This window comes from Caballeronia sp. GAFFF1 (assembly GCF_023630705.1).
Classification (GTDB): Bacteria; Pseudomonadota; Gammaproteobacteria; order Burkholderiales; family Burkholderiaceae; genus Caballeronia.
In genome coordinates this window covers 322,102-337,670 of sequence record NZ_JALQEM010000041.1, presented here as the reverse complement: position 1 = coordinate 337,670, position 15,569 = coordinate 322,102, and the positions used below count along the sequence as shown (strand labels likewise).

Genomic DNA, 15,569 nt, shown 5'->3' with positions numbered 1-15,569 from the left:
TGGAAGGGGTTATCGTGTGATTGCTGCTTTCTTCAAAGCTCTTTGACGCTGACGACGGACGGTAGCGGCGCGTTCGCGCCTACAGAAGCGGGCTGCTTCCTGGCGCTGTCAGCCACAAAATAAGGAGTATTGACTTTAGGAAGCGGCGCGACGCCCCGAATGCGGTCCGCGATCTTCTCCGCGAGCATGATGGTCGGCGCGTTCAGATTGCCCGTCGTGATCTGCGGCATGATCGATGCGTCCACCACGCGCAGGCCACTCATGCCATGCACGCGTCCCTCGGCGTCGACGACTGCCATGTCGTCATAGCCCATCTTGCACGAGCATGAGGGGTGGTAAGCCGTCTCCGCCTTCGCGCGCACGAAGGCATCGAGTTCGCTATCGCTCATTGCATCGGCGCCGGGATGCAGCTCTTCTCCGCGATAGCGCGCGAGCGCCGGCTGCCGCATGATGTCCCGCGTGATGCGAATTCCGTCGCGAAACTCGCGCCAGTCCAGCGGATCGGCCATATAGTTGAACAGGATGCTCGGATGCGCGTTCGGATCGCGCGACTTGATCTTCACGCGGCCGCGGCTCGGCGAGCGCATCGAGCCGACGTGCGCCTGAAAGCCGTGCATCTCGATGGGATTCGAGCCGTTGTAATTGATCGCAACGGGCAGGAAGTGATACTGGATGTTCGGCCAGAGATCGTCGTCGCGCGTGCGGATGAAACCGCCCGCCTCGAAATGATTCGTGGCGCCGATGCCGGTTCCCTTGACCATCCATTCGAGCCCGATGGCCGGCTGGTTCCACCACTTCAGCGCAGGGTAGAGCGTCACCGGTTCCTTGCATGCGTACTGCATGTACATCTCCAGATGATCCTGAAGGTTCTCGCCGACGCCCGGCAAGTCGTGCACCAACGGAATCTCCAGCTCCTTCAGCCACGAAGACGGCCCCACGCCCGAACGCTGCAACAACTGGGGCGACGCAATCGCCCCGCAGCACACGAGCACTTCGCGACGCACATGCGCCGTCTCCCGTTGACCGCCATGCAGATAAGCGACGCCGATTGCGCGCTTGCCCGAAAACAGCACGCGGTCGGTTGCGGCATGCGTCACGATGGTGAGATTGGCGCGATGCCTTGCGCGGTCGAGATAGCCTCGCGCGGTGCTCGCGCGTCGGCCGTTCGCCGTGACGGTGCGATCCATCGGCCCGAAGCCTTCTTGCTGATAGCCGTTGAGATCGTCCGTGCGCGGATAGCCCGCCTGCACGCCGGCTTCGATCATGGCGGCGAAGAGCGGATTGTTCCCGGGCTTGCTCGTCGTCACATGCACCGGGCCGTCGCCACCGTGGTATTCGTTCGGGCCGATATCGCGTGTCTCGGCCTTGCGGAAATACGGCAGGCAATCGAGGTAGCTCCAGTTTTCGAGCCCCGGCATCGACGCCCAGTTGTCGTAGTCGAGCGCATTGCCGCGGATATAGCACATGCCGTTGATGAGCGACGATCCGCCGAGCCCCTTGCCGCGTCCGCATTCCATGCGGCGGTTGTTCATGTGCGGCTCAGGCTCCGTTTCGTAGGCCCAGTTATAACGGCGCCCTTGTAGCGGATACGCGAGCGCGGCCGGCATCTGCGTGCGGAAATCGAAGCGGTAATCGGGACCGCCTGCTTCCAGCAGCAGCACAGTCACGTCTTCGTCTTCGGTCAGACGGGACGCGAGCACGTTGCCCGCCGAACCGGCGCCGACGATGATGTAGTCGAACTCTTTCACGCTCATCGGCATGCTCCTTAAAACACGGGTTGATACGGTCCGAGTTCCACTTGAACCGACTTGATGCGCGTATAGGCGTGCAGGGTGACGATGCCGTTCTCGCGACCGATGCCGGACTGCTTGTATCCGCCAACGGGCATCTCCGCAGGCGACTCGCCCCACGTATTGATCCAGCAGATGCCCGCATGCAGCCGATGCACCACGCGGTGCGCACGCGACAGGTTCTCGGTGACGACACCGGCCGCGAGCCCATAGACCGTGTCGTTCGCGCGGGCGATGACTTCGGCCTCGTCGTCGAAGGAAAGGATGCACATGACCGGTCCGAATATCTCTTCCTGCACGATGCGCATGTCGTCGCGGCAATCCGCGAACACGGTCGGCGCTACGTAGTTGCCGCGGGCGAATGCGCCATCGGTGAGGCGCGCGCCGCCTGCAACGAGCCGCGCGCCTTCGCGTTTGCCTTCTTCGATGTAGCCGAGCACCTTTTGCATCTGCGCGGCGCTCACAAGCGGCCCGAAGTTGGTATGCGGATTTTCCGGCGCGCCGACACGAATGCGCTTCACGCGTCCCTGCACGAGGCGTTCGAACTGCTCGGCGACACCGCGCTCGACGAACACACGCGTGCCGTTGGTGCATACCTGGCCTGAGCTGAAGAAGTTCGCGCTCATCGCGATATCGGCGGCGCGTTCGAGGTTCGAATCGGCAAAGACGATCAGCGGCGACTTGCCGCCCAGTTCCATCGTCACGTCCTTGAGCGTGGAACCGCCCGCGCGAGCCATCACCTTCTTGCCGGTCTCGATGCCGCCGGTGAACGATATCTTGTCGATGCCGGCGTGCTCCGCGAGCATCGCGCCGACGCGGGCATCGCCTTGCACGACGTTGAACAAGCCCGGCGGCGCGCCCGCTTCCGTGTAGATTTCCGCGAGCTTCAGCGCGCTCAAGGGCGTGACTTCGCTGGGCTTGAAGATCATCGCGTTGCCAGCCGCGAGCGCGGGCCCCGACTTCCAGCATGCTATCTGAATGGGATAGTTCCACGCGCCGATGCCCGCGCACACGCCGATAGGCTCGCGCCGCGTATAGACGAACGACGCTTCGCGCAGCGGTATCTGCTCGCCCTCTATGGCCGTCGCGAGCCCCGCGTAATACTCGATAACGTCCGCACCCGTGACGATATCCACGGCACGCGTCTCGGCGATCGGCTTGCCTGTATCGCGCGTTTCGAGCGTGGCAAGTTCGTCGTTGCGCGCGCGTAGCAAGTCCACCGCGCGACGCAGAATGCGTGAGCGTTGCATCGACGTCAACGCGGCCCATTCCTGCTGCGCGGCCTGCGCTGACCGAACCGCGCGGTCGATGTCGGCCTGCGAGGCCTGCTGCACGCGCGCGAGGCTTTCACCCGTGGCGGGATCGAGCGTGTCGAAGGTTTCGCCGCTCGTCGCATCGACATATTCGCCGCCGATGTAAAGCCGTTGCTCGTCGAAAAGGGGCATCGCCTGCGTCTCCTGAGTGCGTTATGGGGATCAGTCGCGTGGCCCGATCATGAGATCGATGTAGTCGTACGAGACGCGCAGCGCGCTCTTCGTATCGAACGGTTCGCCCGCGAGCGCGCCGCGCAACCACAGACCGTCGATCAGCGCCGCGAGTCCCGTCGCCGCGCGGCGGGCGGCAGGGCGGCTCAGCACGCGCGAGAAGTCGGTGCAGAGGTTCGAATAGAGACGGCGCGTATTCACGTACTGCAAGCGCCGCAGTTGTTCCTTGTGCATGCTTTCGGACCAGAACGCGAGCCACGTTTTCATGACCGGTCCGTTGACCTGCTCCACGTCGAAGTTGGCAGCGACGACCGCGCGCAGCTTCGAACGTGCATCGGGCTTCGCGGCCTTGCGCCGGCGCGAGGTGCCTTGCCACAAGGATCGCAACACATGGCGCATCGTGGCCTCCAGCAGCCCGTCCTTATCCCCGAAGTAATGGCTCACGATGCCAGTCGAAATCGACGCGCGCTGCGCCACTGTCGCGAGCGTGGCGCCCGTGAGTCCTACTTCGTCGATGGTCAGCAGCGTGGCATCGATGAGTTGCGCGCGACGAAGCTCGCGCATTCCAAGCTTTGGCATGGTTGATCGACCTGTGAGAGCGCGGCCGCCTTCGGCATTGACCAGTGTGTCGGCACATGCTACTTTTTTTATATTGAACGGTCAATCAACAAAAACGCGAGAAAAACGCGAGCGTTCTGCGTCAGACGCTTGCGTCGCACTCGTCCAGCAGCCAGTCCTGAAACGCGCGCACGGCGGGTGGTTCTTCGCGTCGCGTGAGCAGCATGTAGCCGCGATCGGTGACGAGCGAGGTTTCACTCAACCCGACGAGCTGGCCGGTGGACACCAGTTCGTCGACGAGCGGCGACCAGCCGAGCGCGACGCCCTGGCCCATGACCGCCGCATGCGCTACGAGGGCGTAGCTGTTGAATGTCAGCCCGCCGTGCATCGGCGGCGCGGCCTGTCCGTGCGCGTCGAACCACGCGTTCCAGGAGAGCCACCGCTCCGGTTGCGTGCGCTCGACGTGCAGCAGCGGCAGCTTTGAGAGATAGGACGTGTCGTGCGTTGCCGCGAAGGTGGGGCTGCATACCGGCGTCACCCGTTCGGGGAAGAGCTTCACGGCCCGGCGCGCGCCCCAGTCGCCGTGCATGTCGCCGAAGACGATGGCCACGTCCGCGCCGTCGCCGGACACACTCGGCATCTGCTGGGACGTGATGATCTTCACGTCGACATCGGGCATCAACGCCTTGAATTGCGGCAGGCGCGGCATGAGCCAATAGGTGGCGAAGCCGAAGTCGGTCGACAAGGTGAGCGCGCGCTGGGCGCGGCGCGCGCGGATATCGCTCGTGGCTTCGCGGATGACGTCGAGGCCCTGACGCACCGCGTCGAAGAGGCGCGCGCCGTCTTCGGTGAGCGTCACGCCGCGATGGCCGCGCTCGAAAAGCGCTGTCCCGAGCGCTTCTTCCAGTTGTACGACGCGCTGGCTCACCGCGGGCTGAGTCGAGCCGAGTTCGCGCGCAGCCGCCGTGAAGCTCGCGAGCCGCGCGGCGGATTCGAACATCAGCAGCGCCTGCATGGGCGGCAGGCGGTCTTGTCGCGGCATAACGGCTCCTTATGAGCGCATAACGAAATGTCGTCTTCACAGACGGAAATCGGACGGCAATAGTGGCGTTGCGCGAACACCCCGGGCGCGCGGATTCCGGCATCCGATTCTATTCGAGGCGTGCGCCATGCTTGAAGCGAAACAAAATATCCTTGTTTTGATGGCCGATCAACTGACGCCGTTCGCGCTCGCCGCGTACGGCAATCGCGTGACGAAGACGCCGCACATCGACGCCCTCGCGCGTCGCGGCGTGGTGTTCGAATCGGCGTACTGCGCGAGTCCGCTGTGCGCGCCGTCGCGTTTCTCCTTGCTGGCGGGAAAGCTGCCGTCGAAGATCGGCGCATATGACAACGCCGCCGAGTTTCCGTCCGAGACGCTGACCTTCGCGCACTATCTGCGCGCGGAGGGTTACCGCACGATTCTGTCGGGCAAGATGCACTTTTGCGGCGCGGATCAGCTGCATGGCTTCGAAGAACGGCTCACCACCGACATCTATCCTGCCGATTTCGGCTGGACGCCCGACTGGCGTGACTTCGAAACGCGCCCTTCGTGGTACCACAACATGAGCTCCGTCATCGATGCGGGCCCGTGCGTGCGAACCAATCAACTCGACTTCGACGACGAAGTGACGTTCACCGTGCGTCAAAAGCTTTTCGATCTCGCCCGCGAGCGGCAAGCGGGCAAGGACGCGCGGCCTTTCATGATGGTGGCGTCGCTGACGCATCCGCACGATCCGTATGCGATACCGCGCAAATACTGGGACATGTATCGCGATGAGGATGTGGACATGCCGCTTCATCGCGACTCGCTCGAAGCGAGCGATCCGCATTCGCGGCGTCTGCGGCATGTCTACGAAGCCGATCGCACGCCGCCGACCGACCAGCAGATCCGCAACGCGCGGCGCGCTTATTACGGCGCGGTGTCGTATGTCGATGACCAGTTCGGCGCCATTCTGGAAGCGCTGGAACAGGCCGGACTCGCGGACGACACCACGATCATCGTCACATCCGACCACGGAGAAATGCTCGGAGAGCGCAACCTCTGGTACAAGATGACGTTCTTCGAAGGCGGCTGCCGCGTGCCGCTCATCGTGCATCGGCCGGGGCGCTTCGAGGCGCATCGCGTCGCCGACTCGGTCTCGCATCTCGACCTGCTGCCGACGCTCGCCGATCTGGCGGGTAATGCATCGCCGCGCGACTGGCCCGATGCCATCGACGGACGCAGCCTCATGCCGCATCTGACCGGAACGGGCGGTCATGACGAAGCGATCGGCGAGTATCTGGCCGAAGGCGCGATCGCGCCTATCGTCATGATCCGGCGCGGGGTGTACAAGTTCATTCATACGAAGGTCGATCCCGACCAGCTCTACGACCTCGAAGCCGATCTGTTCGAGCGCAGCAATCTCGCGGAGGACGAACGGCACCGCGAGCTCGTTGCCGCGTTTCGCGAGGAAGTGGCGCGCCGCTGGGACCTCGACGCGTTGCATCGCGACGTGCTGGCGAGCCAGCGCCGCCGTCACTTCCATTTCGCGTCGACCACGCGCGGCGCGATTCAGTCGTGGGACTGGCAGCCCCGCGTCGACGCGAGCCAGCGTTACATGCGCAATCATCTCGACCTCGACGATCTCGAAGCGATGGCGCGCTTTCCCGCCGTCGAGCACTGAAGCCGCTTGACCATCAACCGCACTCACCGACAGGAACGCAGATGAAAACAGTCCTTTTTCAGGCAGTTTTATGTACCGCGCTCGGCTGCGCGGCGTCGGTCGCATTCGCCGCCGATCCGCCGTCCTGCACGCAGGTGCGCATGGCCGATCCCGGCTGGACCGACATCGACGCGACCAACGCGATGAGCGGCATCGTGCTGAAGGCGCTGGGCTACCGGCAGGACGTCGCGAATCTCTCGGTGCCGATCACGTATCAGGGCTTGAAGAAAGGGCAGATCGACGTGTTTCTCGGCAACTGGATGCCCGCGCAAGCGCCGCTCGTGAAGCCGTTCGTCGACGAAAAATCCATCGACGTGGTGCGGCCGAACCTGACCAACGCCAAGTTCACGCTCGCCGTGCCGGACTATGTGGCGGCGGCGGGCGTGCATTCATTCGCGGACCTGGAGAAGAACGCGGACAAGTTCGACAAGCGCATCTACGGCATCGAGCCGGGCGCGCCGGCCAACCAGAACCTCAAGAAGATGGTGGACGACAAAGCCTTCGGTCTCGGCGACTGGAAGGTCGTGGAATCGAGCGAAACCGGCATGCTGACGCAAGTCGAGCGCGCCATACGCGACAAGAAGTTCATCGTTTTCCTCGCGTGGGAGCCGCATCTGATGAACACGAAGTTCAAGCTCGTCTATCTCGACGGCGGCGACAAGTATCTCGGTCCCGACTTCGGCGGCGCGACGGTGAACACGGTCTCGCGCAGCGGCTATGAACAGCAATGCCCGAACGTCGGGCGTCTATTCCGGCAGATGGCGTTCAACGTCGATCTGGAGAACAGCGTCATCTCCGACGTGCTGGACAAGAAGCGGAAGATCGATTCGGCCGCAACGGATGCGCTCAAACGCAATCCTGCGCTCCTCAAAACATGGCTCGAAGGCGTGACCACGGCTAACGGCGGCAATGGACTGGAAGCGGTCCAAAGCGCGCTGGGCGTGAAGTAGCAAGCCCTCTCAAGCGCGCGCCGGAGCATCGCTGCGCCGACGCGTGCAGCGCGATCTCGTCGCAACTGAACACATTTGCGTCGCAATTAGTCGAGCCACCACGTATATGGCAATTTACTTTACGTGTCGATCCACAATAAAAAGGACACGCTGATGAACACACCGAATGCCGTACAACGCCACGCACGACGCGCGTCGTGCATCACCGGTTTCGTCCTCGCAGCAAGCGCGCTTATCGCGCCTCTTCAAGCACAAGCACAAAGCAGCGTGACGCTCTACGGCATTCTCGACGCAGGCATTACCTATGTGAACAACACCGGCGGTTCGCATGTCGTCAAGTTCGACGACGGCATCTCCTACGGCAACCGTATCGGCTTTCGCGGAACGGAAGATCTGGGCGGAGGACTGCAAGCGGTCTTCGTGCTGGAATCCGGCTTCCATCTGGGCAACGGAAGCTACGCGTTCGGCGGCGCGGAGTTCGGCCGTCAGGCGTACGTGGGTCTCGCAAGCAAAGAGTGGGGCCAGGTGTCGTTCGGTAATCAGCTCGATATGACCGAAGAGTTCGTCTATCTGTATAACATCTCCGCGTGGGCGAGCGGCTATGCCATTCACCAGGGCGACTTCGACCGCATGAACGGCGACCGGCTGCCCAACTCGGTGAAGTTCCTGTCCAACAACTATGGCGGCTTCACGTTCGGCGGCATGTATTCGTTCGGCAACGTGGCGGGCAATTTTCATCGCAATAGCGCATGGAGCGTGGGCGGGCACTATGCCGCGAATACGTTCAACCTCGGCATCGCCTATACGCAATTGAATAACCCCAATGGCATCTATGCGTTCGATCCGTACGCGATGATCGGCGCGCATACGTTCCTCGGGCAGCCTGTCGTCAGCATCGATCCCGTGACGGGCGCGCGCACCGACCTCTACAGCACGAACGCGTTTCCGACCGACAAGCAAGGCGCGCTCGCAATGGGCGCCGCCTGGACCATCGGCGATCTCATGGTGTCGGGTAATTTCACATGGACGAGCGTCAAGGGGCTGGGCGTGACGTCCTACATGCGCGTCTACGAGGCGGGCGCTTCGTATAACTTCAGGCCGGATATCGCGCTCTACGGCGGCTACCAGCACACGCGCTTCGAGGGCAATCACTGGAATCAGGGATCGCTCGGGCTGCACTATCTCTTGTCGAAGCGCACCGACGTCTATATCTCCGGCGATTATCTGCGTTCTTCCGGCCCGGTCGATGCGGTCATCGGCTACAGCTTCACGCCGTCGACATCGAACACGCAGGCAGATGTGCGCGTCGGCATGCGCCACTCCTTCTGACGTCAGGCGGCACGGGCGGTGATCGCGGCGCGCACGGCGCTGCGGTCCTGCCGCGGGCTCGCATTGAAGCGCGCCCGGTACGTCCGCGAAAAATGCGAAGGCGATTCGAAGCCGCACGCGACACAGACCGCGAGTATCGACATATCGGTTTGCTGAAGCAGTTCGCGGGCGCGCGCGAGACGCAGGCCGAGATAGAAATGCGTCGGCGTGTCCTTCAGCGCCGAGCAGAATAGACGTTCGAGCTGTCGCCGCGTGACGCCGATGGATTCGGCCAGCGCATCGGGCGCAAGCGGCTCTTCCATGTGCTGCTCCATCACGCCGATCACCTGGATCAGCTTGCGGTTATGAATGCCGTAACGCGCGGCGATCTTCATGCGCTGATGATCGCTGCGCTGCCGGATGCGCCCGAGCACGAACTGCTCGGAAACTTGCGCGGCGAGTTCCGCGCCGTGATCGCGGGCGATCAGGTCGAGCATCAGGTCGATGGATGCCGTGCCGCCCGCGCACGTGATGCGTCGCGCGTCGATCTCGAAGATCTCCTGGCTCGTTTCGATGGACGGATACTGCTCCGCGAAAGCCGCCAGCGCCTCCCAGTGCAAGGTCACGCGCTTGCCTGCGAGCAGCCCCGCTTCGGCAAGAATGAAACTTCCTGTATCGATGCCGCCGAGCGTGGCGCCTGCGCGATCCAGCTTGCGCAGCCACTCGCCGATGCCGCGCGTGTACGCGGCGAGCGGCTCGAATCCCGATACGACGATGAGCGTGCGCGCATCGGCGGCTTCGTCGATGGAATGGTCCGCATTGAGCGAAATGCTGTTGCTCGCGACGACCGGCCCGCCATCGACCGAAACAATGTGCCAGCGATACAGCTCGCCCCTGAAGCGGTTCGCGACGCGCAGCGGCTCGATCGCCGACATGAAGCCGATCGACGAGAACTGCGGCAGCAGCAGGAAGTGGAAGTCTTGAGGGACGGGCATCGAATGAAGGGGCACCAGTCAGCGATCCGTCACGCTATCAAGTGCAAAAAGCGCGCGCAATCGGGCGTGTCCCTGTAAACCCGCAGGTCGCTCGCGGTCAACTCGTGGTCGCAATGAGGCGTTCCAATGGTTTAATGCAGCGGTACTTTCTACACACGTTCTTTCGACGGTCACGCCACCATGAAACTTCGCCTGCTCTCGCTTCTCGTAGCATCCGCATGCGCCGCGCACGTCGCCTACGCGAACGACGATGCGACCTGCCGCACCGTGCGCTTCGTCGACATCGGCTGGACGGACATCACCTCGACGACGGCGCTCGCGTCCGTGCTGTTCGAAGGGCTCGGCTATACGCCGCGCACCACGGTCGCATCGGTGCCGATCTCGCTCGCGGGCCTGAAGAACAAACAGATCGACGTGTCGCTTGGCTACTGGTGGCCGGTGCAAGAGAAGGCGGTGCAGCCGTTTCTCGATGCGAAGAGCATCGACAAGATCGAGCCGCCCAATCTCTCCGGCGCGAAGGCGACGCTCGCGGTGCCCAGCTATGCGTACGACGCGGGCATCAAGAGGTTTGCCGATATCGCGAAGCACAAGGACGAGCTCGATGGCACGATCTACGGCATAGAGCCCGGCAGCAGCGCGAACGCCAAGATTCAGAAGATGATCGACACCAACCAGTTCGGCCTCGGCGGCTTCAAGCTGGTTCAATCGAGCGAGGCAGGGATGCTCGTGACAGTGGAACGCGCGATCCGCGAGAAGAAGCCGGTCGTGTTCCTCGCGTGGGAGCCGCATCCCATGAACATTCAGATGAAGATCAACTATCTGGCGGGCGGAGACGACGTGTTCGGCCCGAACTATGGCGAGGCGCGCGTTTACACGCTGACCAACCCGGACTTCCTCGCGCGCTGCCCGAACGCGAGCCAGCTAGTGAAGAATCTGCGCTTCACGACCGACCTCGAAAACCGCCTCATGCAGCCGGTGATGAACAAGGAACGCCCCGCCGATGCAGCCAAGGCTTATCTCAAGCAGAACCCGCAATTGCTCGATTCGTGGCTTGCGGGCGTGAAGACTGTCGATGGAAAAGACGGTCTGCCCGCCGTCAGGCAGTATCTCGGCCTCTGATTTCCGCCCCGGTGACGCGATCACCGGTCCCTTGAAGTAATTAGGTATCCAGATAAACATGAACTACGAAGTCATCGTTACTTGCGCAGTCACCGGAGCGGGCGACACGACCAACAGGCATCCCGCGATTCCGGTAACGCCCAAGGAGATTGCCGATGCAGCCATCGAAGCGGCGCGCGCCGGCGCCACCGTCGCCCATTGCCATGTGCGCGATCCTCGCACCGGACGAGGCAGCCGCGATCCCGCGCTCTACCGGGAGGTAGTGGACCGCATCCGTTCGTCGGACGTGGATGTCATCATCAACCTGACGGCGGGCATGGGCGGTGATCTGGAGATCGGTCCGGGCGAAGAGCCGATGCGCTTTGGCAAGGGCACCGATCTCGTCGGCGGCCTCACGCGTCTCGCGCATGTCGAAGAGTTGCTGCCCGAGATCTGCACGCTCGATTGCGGCACGCTCAACTTCGGCGATGGCGACTACATCTACGTCTCCACGCCCGCGCAATTGCGAGCGGGCGCGAAGCGCATACAGGAGTTGGGCGTGAAGCCCGAACTCGAAATATTCGATACCGGGCACTTGTGGTTCGCCAATCAACTGCTCAAAGAGGGTCTGCTCGATGCGCCGCCGCTCTTTCAGCTGTGCATGGGTATTCCGTGGGGCGCGCCGCCCGACACGGGCACGATGAAGGCGATGGTCGACAACATGCCGACCGGCGCGCATTGGGCTGGCTTCGGCATCGGCCGGATGCAGATGCCGATGGTCGCGCAGGCCATGCTGCTCGGCGGCCATGTCCGCGTCGGCCTCGAAGACAATCTCTGGCTGGATCGCGGCGTGCCGGCGAGCAACGGAACGCTGGTGCAGCGGGCCGTCGAGATCATCGAACGCTTGGGGGGCCGCGCGCTCACGCCTGCCGAGGGGCGCCGGAAACTGGGCCTGCCGGCGCGCGGCGAGCGTCCGCTGGAAAAGCGTGCAGTCGAACAATTCGCGTGAGCACCGAAGGAGCGAGCACATGCAAGTCAAGCAATTCGCCGCGCTGGGCGTGGGCGTCATCGGTAGTGGATGGGTGTCGCGCGCCCTCGCGCATGGTCTCGATGTCACCGTGTGGGACCCGGCGCCGAACGCCGAAGCGGTGGTCCGCGCGAACGTCGCGAACGCATGGCCCGCGCTGGAGCGCGTCGGGCTGACGGCGGGCGCCTCGCAGCAACGGCTTCGCGTGGTGCCGAGCGTGGAAGAGTGCGTCGCGAATGCGGACTTCATACAGGAGAGCGCGCCCGAACGCGAAGACCTGAAGCTCGCGCTGCACGAACGCGTGAGCCGCGCGGCGAAACCCGAGGCGATCATCGCGTCGTCGACATCGGGACTGTTGCCGAGCGACTTCTATGCGAGTGCCGTTCGTCCCGAACGATGCGTCGTCGGCCATCCGTTCAATCCGGTGTATCTGCTGCCGCTCGTGGAAGTGCTGGGCGGCGGCAGCACATCGGAAGAATCGATCGACGCTGCCATGACGTTCTACGCTTCCATCGGCATGCGGCCGTTGCGCGTGCGCGCCGAGGTGCCCGGTTTCATCGCCGACAGGCTGCTCGAAGCGTTGTGGCGCGAGGCGCTGCATCTCGTGAATGAAGGCGTGGCGACGACAGGCGAGATCGACGACGCCATTCGCTACGGCGCGGGCATTCGCTGGTCGTTCATGGGGACGTTCCTGACCTACACGCTCGCGGGCGGCGAAGCGGGCATGCGGCATTTCATGCAGCAGTTCGGGCCGGCGCTGGAGTTGCCGTGGACGAAGCTCGTCGCGCCCGAGTTGACCGATGAACTCATCGACCGTGTGGTGGACGGCACCGCGAAGCAGACGAAGGGACGTAGCATCAAGGATCTGGAACGGTATCGCGACGACTGCATCACGAGCGTGATCGAGGCGATTGCAGAGGCGAAGGCGCGTCATGGCATCGAGGACTGACAGATGATTTATCGCGACACGGTAAGGCCCGAGTGGGTCGACTACAACGGGCATCTGCGCGATGCTTTTTACATGCTGATCTACAGTCTCGCAACGGATGCTTTCATGGACGACATCGGCCTCGGAGACAGCGAGCGGCGCGCGCGGCATCGCACGCTCTTCACGCTGGAGGCGCATGTCAGCTATCTGCGCGAACTGAAGGAAGGCGCGGCCGTGCGCGTCGATGCGCGCGTCATCGCGCACGACAGGAAGCGCATACATCTGTATTTGCAGATGTTCGAGGGAGAGAGCGTCGAGCCCGCGTCCGCTTGCGAACAGATGCTCATGCATATCGACACGAGCGGCGCGCCGAAGGCCGCTTCGTTCGATGAAGACATCGCAGCGAACATTGCGGCACAGGCGACGATCTCCGGGACGGAGGCGGTCTATGCGGGCAGGGTCATCGGCTTTCCTTGAGCGTGGTCGTTAGTAATGCTTTGAATCAAAGCCCGCGACTCACGCGCTCGGCTCCCCTAACCCTAGCTCTGCCGCGTGGCGCTTCGCCATGACGCCGTGAATGGATCGCCGCAGCAATCCGATATCGATCGGCTTGACGAAAACATCGTCGAAACCGCTTTCCATGGCGCGCTCGGTCACTTCAGGGCCACTGTAGCCGCTGAGCGCGATCAAATGCGGACGCTTGTTTCCGAGCGTTTCCTTCACTCGCCGCGCCACCTCGAATCCGTCGATGCCGGGCAAGCCGATATCGACGATCGCCACCATGGGCGTCTGGGCCACCATCGCGTCCACGCCGCTCTTGCCGTCGCATGCAGTCGCGACCGTGTACCCGAGCGACTCCAGCATCGCGGCGGTCGCCGCTCGCACGTCCTCGTTGTCCTCCACCAGCAGGATGGAGACATCCTGATCGCCATGGAAGATCAACTGCTCGGACGCCGGAACCGCTCGCTGCGCTTCGATCGAAAGCGGTAGCTCGACGATGAACCGACTGCCTTTTCCCTCGCCCTCGGACCGCGCCACGAGCGTGCCGTCGTGCAGTTCCACCAGCCGGCGCGCGAGATTCAGTCCGATGCCGAGACCGCCCTCGGCGCGGTCGAGCGTCGTATTGACCTGCGCGAACAATTCGAAGATGGACTCGAGATGGCGCGCCGGAATGCCACGACCGTTGTCCTCGACGATAAGCACGGCCTGCCGTTCTTCGTTCGCCTTGCTCGCGGACAAACGCATGCAGATGTTGCCGCCGGCGTCCGTGAATTTGACCGCGTTCGAGAGCAGGTTCGCGACCACCTGCTGCAAGCGCGTGGCGTCGCCGTTCATCGCGTAATCGCCCGGCGCGAGGTCGATGACGAGAGAATGTCCTTTCGCCTCGAATTCCTTTCGGACCGAATAGGCGGCCGTTTCGATGACCATGCGCAGATCGATCGGCTCACGATGCAGCCGGATGGTGCCACGCGAAACCCGCGACGCATCCAGCAGATCGTCCACGAGACGCGTGAGCGTGCCGATCTGGCGGTTGATCAGCGAGCCGATCTCCTGCGGCACGCCTTGCTCCGCATCCGTCCTGTCGATAAGCTGAAACGCCGATGCGAGACCCGCCAGCGGATTGCGCAGCTCATGACCGAGCATCGCGAGAAACTCGTCCTTCCTGATGCTCTCGTCCTTCAGCCGGGCAGCGAGCGCGAACGCCTCCTCACTCAGCCTGCGCAGTTCCTGATTCGAATTCGATAGCTGCCGGCTTCGGCGAATCAGCTCCGATTCGCTTTCGACGTGCTTGCTTCCGCGATCGCATGCCGGGATGTGCCGCGTCGTCGTGCGGCTGTGTACGTCCATCACGAAGTCCGTGACGTTCTCGACGCGATGAATGATGAACGCCACGGAGCCATCCGTGTTCAAGAGCGGGATGTTGATCGGACTCCAGTAGCGCACGATAAACGCGCCCTTATCGCTCGATCGGTCCGGCACGTCGTAACGCTGCAACGCCATTGCGTCCGTGCGGCGCAACCGGACGACGCGCTGTAGCGAGTCGCCGAGAATCTTCGTCGCCTGCGTCTTCTGATCCCCGGGATTGTCGGGAAACGCGTCGAATACCGGGCGGCCGACCAGATGCTCGCGTTCACTGACGGTCTCGCGCAGGTATGCCTCGTTCGCGTCCAGGATCGTGTAGCCCTCGTCGACCGAGAGCAGCAGGCAAGGGCTCGGCAGCAGCCTGAAGACGATCCGGTACGCGTCGGCTGGTAAGTCGCGGTCGGTGTTCATGTGTCAGCGTCCTCCGGAGCCCACGCAATGCACGGCGCAATGCGCCAACCGACGTCTGCTAGCAGCCCGCGTGCCTCCCCTCGGCGACCGCTGTCCTTGTTCGGCTCACGCGGAGGGTGAACCCTGATTGTTCCCTAGTATTGCCCTCTGCTAGCTTCCCCATCTTCTGCGTATGATCTGGAGCGGCTCGTATTCGTTGCGGACGTTGCAGCGGCAAGTGCTCAGTCACATGGGCGAGCAGGCCTGCGCAGGGCGCATTCGCGAAACCATCGTACTGCCGCGTTCCCATTGGCCGTAATCCGATCCGCAAGCGATCACGTGGATCATGCGCGTTCGGTGCGATGCATCCTGCCGTCGCGGGGCAGGGCAGGTACGTGCCCGCGGACCTCGCGTTCACGGCGCGATTCTCACGG

Annotated in this window: 13 protein-coding genes; 7 read left to right on the top strand and 6 right to left on the bottom strand. The window is 63.2% G+C overall.

The genetic code is table 11. The features are described 5' to 3' along the window. Positions 1 to 32: 32 nt before the first annotated feature. The 4 genes from betA to NCR37_RS26845 all read right to left on the bottom strand — a co-directional run bounded on the left by betA (position 33) and on the right by NCR37_RS26845 (position 4,874). The gene (betA, locus tag NCR37_RS26860; protein ID WP_250475841.1) at positions 33 to 1,754 is read right to left on the bottom strand and encodes a choline dehydrogenase; all 1,722 of its coding nucleotides are present in this window, start codon (positions 1,752 to 1,754) and stop codon (positions 33 to 35) included. 11 nt (positions 1,755 to 1,765) lie between these two features. Then, positions 1,766 to 3,235, bottom strand: a complete 1,470-nt coding sequence (gene betB, locus NCR37_RS26855; protein ID WP_250475840.1) for a betaine-aldehyde dehydrogenase — start codon at positions 3,233 to 3,235, stop codon at positions 1,766 to 1,768. Between the two features lie 30 nt (positions 3,236 to 3,265). Next, entirely contained in the window at positions 3,266 to 3,853 is a 588-nt protein-coding gene (betI, locus tag NCR37_RS26850; protein ID WP_250475839.1) for a transcriptional regulator BetI, read from the bottom strand. 121 nt (positions 3,854 to 3,974) lie between these two features. Next, on the bottom strand, positions 3,975 to 4,874 hold the full coding sequence (locus NCR37_RS26845; protein WP_250475838.1) for a choline sulfate utilization transcriptional regulator: 900 nt from the start codon (positions 4,872 to 4,874) through the stop codon (positions 3,975 to 3,977). A 127-nt stretch (positions 4,875 to 5,001) separates the two neighbouring features. Between NCR37_RS26845 and betC the strand changes: the two genes are divergently transcribed. The 3 genes from betC (at position 5,002) to NCR37_RS26830 (ending at position 8,855) form a co-directional block, all read left to right on the top strand. Beyond that, a complete protein-coding gene (betC, locus tag NCR37_RS26840; RefSeq protein ID WP_250475837.1) occupies positions 5,002 to 6,537 on the top strand; it encodes a choline-sulfatase in 1,536 nt (511 codons plus the stop codon). Positions 6,538 to 6,578: 41 nt separating this feature from the next. Then, a complete protein-coding gene (locus NCR37_RS26835) occupies positions 6,579 to 7,526 on the top strand; it encodes a choline ABC transporter substrate-binding protein (protein ID WP_250475836.1) in 948 nt (315 codons plus the stop codon). A gap of 153 nt (positions 7,527 to 7,679) precedes the next feature. Continuing rightward, entirely contained in the window at positions 7,680 to 8,855 is a 1,176-nt protein-coding gene (locus NCR37_RS26830) for a porin (RefSeq protein WP_250475835.1), read from the top strand. A gap of 2 nt (positions 8,856 to 8,857) precedes the next feature. On the opposite strand, the gene NCR37_RS26825 is transcribed toward NCR37_RS26830, so the two are convergent. Then, on the bottom strand, positions 8,858 to 9,829 hold the full coding sequence (locus NCR37_RS26825) for a GlxA family transcriptional regulator (protein WP_250475834.1): 972 nt from the start codon (positions 9,827 to 9,829) through the stop codon (positions 8,858 to 8,860). A gap of 180 nt (positions 9,830 to 10,009) precedes the next feature. Between NCR37_RS26825 and NCR37_RS26820 the strand changes: the two genes are divergently transcribed. The 4 genes from NCR37_RS26820 to NCR37_RS26805 are packed head-to-tail and all read left to right on the top strand — an operon-like array spanning position 10,010 to position 13,359. After that, positions 10,010 to 10,948 (top strand): choline ABC transporter substrate-binding protein, encoded by a 939-nt coding sequence (locus tag NCR37_RS26820; protein ID WP_250475833.1) that lies wholly within the window; start codon positions 10,010 to 10,012, stop codon positions 10,946 to 10,948. A gap of 58 nt (positions 10,949 to 11,006) precedes the next feature. After that, positions 11,007 to 11,936: a 3-dehydrocarnitine:acetyl-CoA trimethylamine transferase CdhC gene (gene cdhC / locus NCR37_RS26815; RefSeq protein WP_250475832.1), complete on the top strand. Its 930-nt coding sequence runs from the start codon at positions 11,007 to 11,009 to the stop codon at positions 11,934 to 11,936. Positions 11,937 to 11,955: 19 nt separating this feature from the next. After that, positions 11,956 to 12,903: an L-carnitine dehydrogenase gene (locus NCR37_RS26810; RefSeq protein ID WP_250475831.1), complete on the top strand. Its 948-nt coding sequence runs from the start codon at positions 11,956 to 11,958 to the stop codon at positions 12,901 to 12,903. A gap of 3 nt (positions 12,904 to 12,906) precedes the next feature. Beyond that, positions 12,907 to 13,359, top strand: a complete 453-nt coding sequence (locus tag NCR37_RS26805) for a thioesterase family protein (protein WP_250475830.1) — start codon at positions 12,907 to 12,909, stop codon at positions 13,357 to 13,359. A 39-nt stretch (positions 13,360 to 13,398) separates the two neighbouring features. Here the strand turns inward: NCR37_RS26805 and NCR37_RS26800 are convergent, their stop codons facing one another. Continuing rightward, positions 13,399 to 15,156: a hybrid sensor histidine kinase/response regulator gene (locus NCR37_RS26800; RefSeq protein WP_250475829.1), complete on the bottom strand. Its 1,758-nt coding sequence runs from the start codon at positions 15,154 to 15,156 to the stop codon at positions 13,399 to 13,401. Between the last annotated feature and the right edge of the window lie 413 nt (positions 15,157 to 15,569).